The sequence below is a fragment of the uncultured Agathobaculum sp. genome (assembly GCF_963927765.1).
Taxonomy (GTDB): Bacteria; Bacillota; Clostridia; order Oscillospirales; family Butyricicoccaceae; genus Agathobaculum.
This window is the reverse complement of sequence record NZ_CAWVCU010000057.1, coordinates 1-5,788: the sequence shown is the minus strand read 5'-3', so window position 1 is coordinate 5,788 and position 5,788 is coordinate 1. Positions and strand designations below refer to the sequence as shown.

5 protein-coding genes are annotated in these 5,788 nt (G+C 53.4%); all 5 read left to right on the top strand.

Annotated features, from left to right (window positions below; all coding sequences use genetic code 11):
• Window positions 1–367, top strand: a 367-nt coding sequence (locus ABGT74_RS05070; protein WP_346704728.1) for a hypothetical protein, incomplete at its 5' end; no start/stop codon positions are given.
• A 948-nt stretch (window positions 368–1,315) separates the two neighbouring features.
• Complete coding sequence (locus ABGT74_RS05065; protein WP_346704727.1) at window positions 1,316–3,106, top strand: sigma-70 family RNA polymerase sigma factor; 1,791 nt, start codon at window positions 1,316–1,318, stop codon at window positions 3,104–3,106.
• A 364-nt stretch (window positions 3,107–3,470) separates the two neighbouring features.
• Window positions 3,471–4,835, top strand: a complete 1,365-nt coding sequence (locus ABGT74_RS05060; RefSeq protein WP_346704726.1) for a WG repeat-containing protein — start codon at window positions 3,471–3,473, stop codon at window positions 4,833–4,835.
• Window positions 4,836–4,853: 18 nt separating this feature from the next.
• A complete protein-coding gene (locus ABGT74_RS05055) occupies window positions 4,854–5,516 on the top strand; it encodes an S-layer homology domain-containing protein (protein ID WP_346704725.1) in 663 nt (220 codons plus the stop codon).
• Window positions 5,517–5,606: 90 nt separating this feature from the next.
• The coding region (locus ABGT74_RS05050; RefSeq protein ID WP_346704724.1) for a hypothetical protein at window positions 5,607–5,788 on the top strand (182 nt) is incomplete at its 3' end.

Sequence of the window (5,788 nt, the reverse complement as noted above, 5' to 3'; positions counted from 1 at the left end):
CACAAGTAAGAAAGAGAAGAGAAAGAAAGAGAAGAGTGATACGGAGAGGAGTACGACGGTCGAACGCGCGCGCGAACGGGCGGAGCTCGATCACCTGTTTCGGCGCTGCGAGTTTGACCTGTTTGAGCCGGAAGAGCAGACCGTACTGCGCGACGCAATCACATGGCTGTACTACTGTGGCGAGCTGACGATCGGTCCGTGTACCTATCCGCAGCTGCAGGTGCGGGAGACGCTTTGGCGTCTCAACTGGGAGGTGCTGGACTGCGCCTTGGCTAAGCTGCGCGAAAACGAGAAGGCTGCGATGCGCAACACGCTGGTCTACACAGCGAAGGTGGTTTACAGCACGATTCTGGAGCGGGGCTTTTGATAACCTACTGGTTACGCACAAAGCGCTGTGACCCACTGCAGCAAGCCAAAAAGCTGACGTTTGCGTATAGGAAAATCATGTACGCAGAATCTATCTGCGGCTGACGAGACCTGCTAAACCTGCCAAGAGTTGTCAAAGCCTGAAAGCATAAAAATGAGCATAGCAAAGCAAACCGTCGTGTTCTGGCGGTCATGGAATTGGTATGAAAATCGTCGTTTATAATGGGGTTACAGCATCTCTAAATAAGCTATAACAGTACCGTAGTAAATCCTCAGAAACTTGTTCGCTGCAGCGGTCATGTAGACGTAATAGTGCTTACCCTCCCGTCTTTTATGTTCAGACAACAATATGCCGGGATTGGTATAAGTTCCATCCGAGGCGATAATGTTTAATATAAATTTTCCCACTCTCTGTGTTTGCAAAGGGAGCTACGGTGTATTTGATATCATCGATGTACTCGCGTTTGAATTCTGTTGTCTTATTCTCAATCATAAAACAGTCTCCGTTCTAATAAACGCTTCTAATAATTATTAGAATGATTATCAGAAACAAATCAAGAGTGAAAAAAATTTATTTCTGGATTGATTCTTCAATTATCATGCATGGAACAAAAATTGCAACATTGGACACAAACAAAAATAACCATAAGCCATCAAAACAATCAATTGTGGTTATTTTACTTGGAACGGCGCGTTGTCATTTTTGGTTAGATTTTGGCAAAGTTTGTTTCAAATAGCATGTCGGCATTTCGTCGCATCCATATCCGGCTGCCTTCCGCTCCTACCTTACGGCGGGCTTCCTCACCCGCGGCTAACTGTCAGCGCTTGTTTGTTTTTGCCCAAACGGATTCCCAAAGATTTGTAGACCCAGAAACCGGTTTATGGTACAATGGCCTCAACAATCCATCCCGACCGCTGCGGAGGCACGGGCGGAAAGCAGGGGGACGCGATGCAGGAGACAACAGAAAAAACATGGGTGCTACAGGCGCAGCAGGGCAACACGGATGCGCAGGGCGAGCTGTATCGGCTGTACTGGGAGAAGCTCTACCGGCTGGCGCTGGGCATGACCAAAAACCGTGAAAACGCCTTGGATGCCGTGCAGGACAGCTTTGTCTCGGCGTTTCAGCATCTGGACACGCTGCGCGATCCCGCGGCGTTTTCTTCGTGGATTTATCAAATCACGGCCAACCGCTGCCGCAAGCAGCTGCGGCAGCAGAGCCGCTTTGCCGATCCCGCCGATGACGAGGAGAAAACCGACTTTTTCCAAAGCATTCCGGATATGGATGAGGCGGTGCTGCCCGAGAGCGTGCTCGAGGATCAGTCCAAGCGCGCGCTGATCCGGCAGGTGATCGAGGAACTGCGGGATAGCCAGCGCGAGTGCGTGCTGCTGTTCTATTATAATGGCATGTCGGTCAAGCAAATCGCGGAGACGCAGCAATGTACCGAGGGCACGGTCAAAAGCCGCCTGAACTATGCACGGCAGAAGATCGGCGAGTGCATCCTGCAGATCGAGCAGCGCGACGGCATCCGGCTGCACGGCGCCTTGCCTCTCGGGCTGCTGCTGTCGCGGATGGACGTGCCGATGCCGACGCCCGAGCAGCTGTCGCAGATGTGGCAGACCGTGCGCACCGGTGTGGCGGCGGGTGCTGCCGCGGGAACCGCAGGCGCGGCAAGTGCGGCCGGTGCGGCAGGCGCCGCCGGCGGCGAAGCGGCCAAGGGCGGCCTACTGGCAACGCTCAAGGCGAAAATCATTGCGGGTGTCGCGGCGACCGCGGTGGCGACCGGCGGCATCGTCGCGGCCACCCTGCCCGACCCGCTGGTGTTCACTGACCCGGCGATGGAGCAGAACATCCGTGTGCTGGTCGGCAAGCCGGACGGCAAACTGTATGCTGACGATTGCGACGAGCTGTATCACATGGTGCTGACCGACGAAGGGGTCGCGGACGTGACCACCTCGGACGACTACGACAATCTGACCCCGCTGCCGGGCACGCAGCCGGTCGGCAGTCTGGCCGATCTGCAGCTGCTGCCGTCGCTGAGCTCGCTCGAGCTGTATGTGGACGACCCGCAGACGCTGCTTGACACGCTGGCCGAAAACACCCCGCTGCCCGCGCTGGACACCAGTTTCCGCAACACCGCGCCGCTGCGCGACCTGTCCTTTCTGGACAGGCTGCCCCGGCTGAAAGCGTTTTCCTGCGATCTTACGAGCGCGGTCGATCTGACGCCGCTCGAGCAGCATGGCAGCGTGCGCGATCTGGACTTTGCGATCTCCGGCGACTTTTCGCTGGACATGAGCCAGCTGCCCGAACTGGTCTCTCTCAGGCTGTCCTCGACCAGCTACGGGAGCATCGGCACGATTTCGCTGCGCACGACCCAGCCGCTGCCCAACCTGCGCGCGGTGGAAGCGTATACCGGCACGGTGGATTCGCTGGAATTTGCCCGGCAGGCGCCGCAGCTGCGCGTTATCTCCCTGCTGCAATTTTCCGGCGTGCCGGTCGATCTGACCCCGCTCAGCGGGCTGCAGCACCTGCGTTATTTCAGCGACAATATGGCCCCGCTGGATCTGGCCCCGCTGGCAGACTGCCCGGCGCTCGAAGCCTACTGGGCTCCGCAGGGCTTTAACCCGCCGCCGCAGGCTGCGGCCGATCCCGCCGGCAACGCCCTGCGCAGCGAAATAATGCAGGAAATCAACGATCTGATCTGGCAGGAGGAGCGGACATCCGAAGCGGATGCGTCCTGAATACAGAAGAAGGCTGACCGGCTTGGTCGGCCTTCTTTTTTCTGGGGAAAATTTTTCTAAAATTTTTTGGTGGGAATAAAACCTGCCGCCCTCCTGCGGACTCTTAAGGGTACCCAAGAAAACGGATGCCCTGTTTTCAGATCTCAGCGACGTGATGCCGTATCACAACATTTTAACCAACACAAAGGCTGTATCTTGACGGATAACTATGAATATTGTAAGATGGTAACGGATATTTTCCATATTATTTCAATCAAAGTATACCGCAGGATACCGAACTTTACGGATAAACATCAAACAAAGGAGGAGACAAACAAAGAACGGCACAAAACAGGCACACCACAAACACAGAAGGAGGATTTTTGTGAAAAAAAGAGTATGGCAAAAAGCAGCCGTCAGCGCGGCATTAGCGGCTGCGGTATTGATTGTCCCAGCAGGTGCGCATTATATGGCTCTGGACGGCATCACCATCATGCCCAATGAAGAGACCCAGCAATTCTGGAATACCCATAAGAACACTTTAAATGCTCAGGGGATTTATGAGCATTCCGCTGATGGGTGGAGCTTCTGCCCGGAACTAAATGATGGTTTACTGCTGATTCAGGACACCGTCTCCCCCACCGAGGAGTATGCCACATGGGACAACTATGTGGACAAGAACGGCCAGCTGCACGACCTGAACAAAGGGCGCTATCAGGCGATGTATTCTTTTTCCGGAGGACTGGCTTCGGTGAAAAGCAAGAATACGGAAAAATACAATTATATGTATAACGTTGGTTATGTGGACACCAAGGGCAATGAAGTTATCCCATGCAACGATGACTGGTGCAGCTTCCAGTACGATTCCTTGTGGTATCAGGGCGCTTTCAAAAACGGTAAGACCGTTGTGCTGAGAGAGCCTGACAGGGGTTCGCGCCCGTGGCCATCTGTATCCGCAGAAGATCCATACACTTGCACCTATGAAAGTGCTTATCCTGAAAAGTGGTACGGCGTGGAATATGCCTACATTGACACCAAAGGCAATATGCTCACCGACTGGAAACTGACGCAGGACATTGATACGGTGATTTCCCTGCCGCTTTACGATCAGGACGGCATTTCTCTCTATCAGCGAGTACATGGCATCGATCAGAAGGCTCCGGAGGTTCCGGTAGAACCGGGAGAGCCGGAAGAACCGGAAATGGAATCTACCTACGGCCAGGCCACCGCACACATCAAAGGCTACACCATTGACGAGGATTATGTCGGTAAAATGGTGATTGAGGTCACAAACACCGGGAATTCGCAGCCGGACAAAGGAGATCTGTTTTATATTACCTATGCAAAATTTATCCAAGGTTCTGAAATAATAGATGCGGGAGTTTATGTTCCCTATAGGATGATTCTGCAAATTCCATATGAGGTAGATGCTAACACAACAACGACGCTTGAGATCCCTGTGGGTTTTCTGCCGGAGAATGATCAGGACTTGACAGAAGATCAGATAGCGCACGGATGGCATGATGCGGAGAACGTGGAATCCTCCCGTACGGTGCTGGCACAGGCGGAAACACAGGAGGAAGCTGCGGAGCTGCGTACTTTCTTCATGGGCGCACATGACTACGGTGAAATGGGCCTGACCTATGAGCCGGACAGCGACGGGGTCACTATTCTGGCAGCTCCTATGTCTACGATCCAGCGAGCACAATATTTAGATCAGAAATTATCCGCATTTACCAGCCAGTTTTAAGGAAAGAGGAAAAATAATATGAAAAAACTGATTTGCATGCTTTTAAGCCTGAGCCTGTTCTGTGCACCTGCGCTTGCCATCAAGGGCGAAGTCGTTGACCCCAATGAACTCCCCTATATTCCCAGCGAAGGCGGCCCGAGCAATTGGGCTGTATCTGAGGTAGAGGCCGCAATGAACGCAGGTCTGGTTCCCTCTCTGACTGGCAATCCGGGATTTACGGATACGATTACCCGCGAGCAATTCGCTGAACTGATCGTGCAGAGCGTAGAAGTCATGCTGGATGAAGAACTGGAAGCTGCACCGAGCAGCACGTTTAGCGACAGCACCAATCCGTCTGTACTGAAAGCTTCGCAAAGCGGCATTGTCAATGGTGTAGGTGAAGGAAAATTTGAGCCGAAAACCACAACCAATCGTGAACAGATCGCAACAATGATTTTCCGTGCTATCCAATATGTAGAAAAAGATACCGGCAAGGTAGTTGCGCCGAATGCTGGTTCGCTTGCGGGCTTTACGGACAAAGACGCTGTTTCCTCTTGGGCAACCGAAGGCGTTGGTACGCTGGCTGCCAATAACATTATGAATGGCACTTCTGCAACCGAATTGTCTCCTGCGGAAGCTTGCACGGTGGAACAGAGCATTCTGCTGTGCTACCGACTGTATGACCGGTTTGTGAAGGCATAATAACAACGGTCATACGCCTGAACCGACAGAAGGCCGGCGGGATTCCGCCGGCCTGTTTACAGCTTTAATGATAGCAACGGAGGGAACAGAATGAAAAAACGAATCTTATCGACTCTGCTGGCCGCAGCAATGTCAGCAGGCATGCTGCCCGCAGCAGGTGCGGCGCTGGATAGCAAAAACGCGAACGCGTACCTCAAGGCAATGGACAATATGCCCAACGCAAGCTCCTATCTGGTCGATTTTGACGGCGACGGGTCGGACGAGCTGCTGCT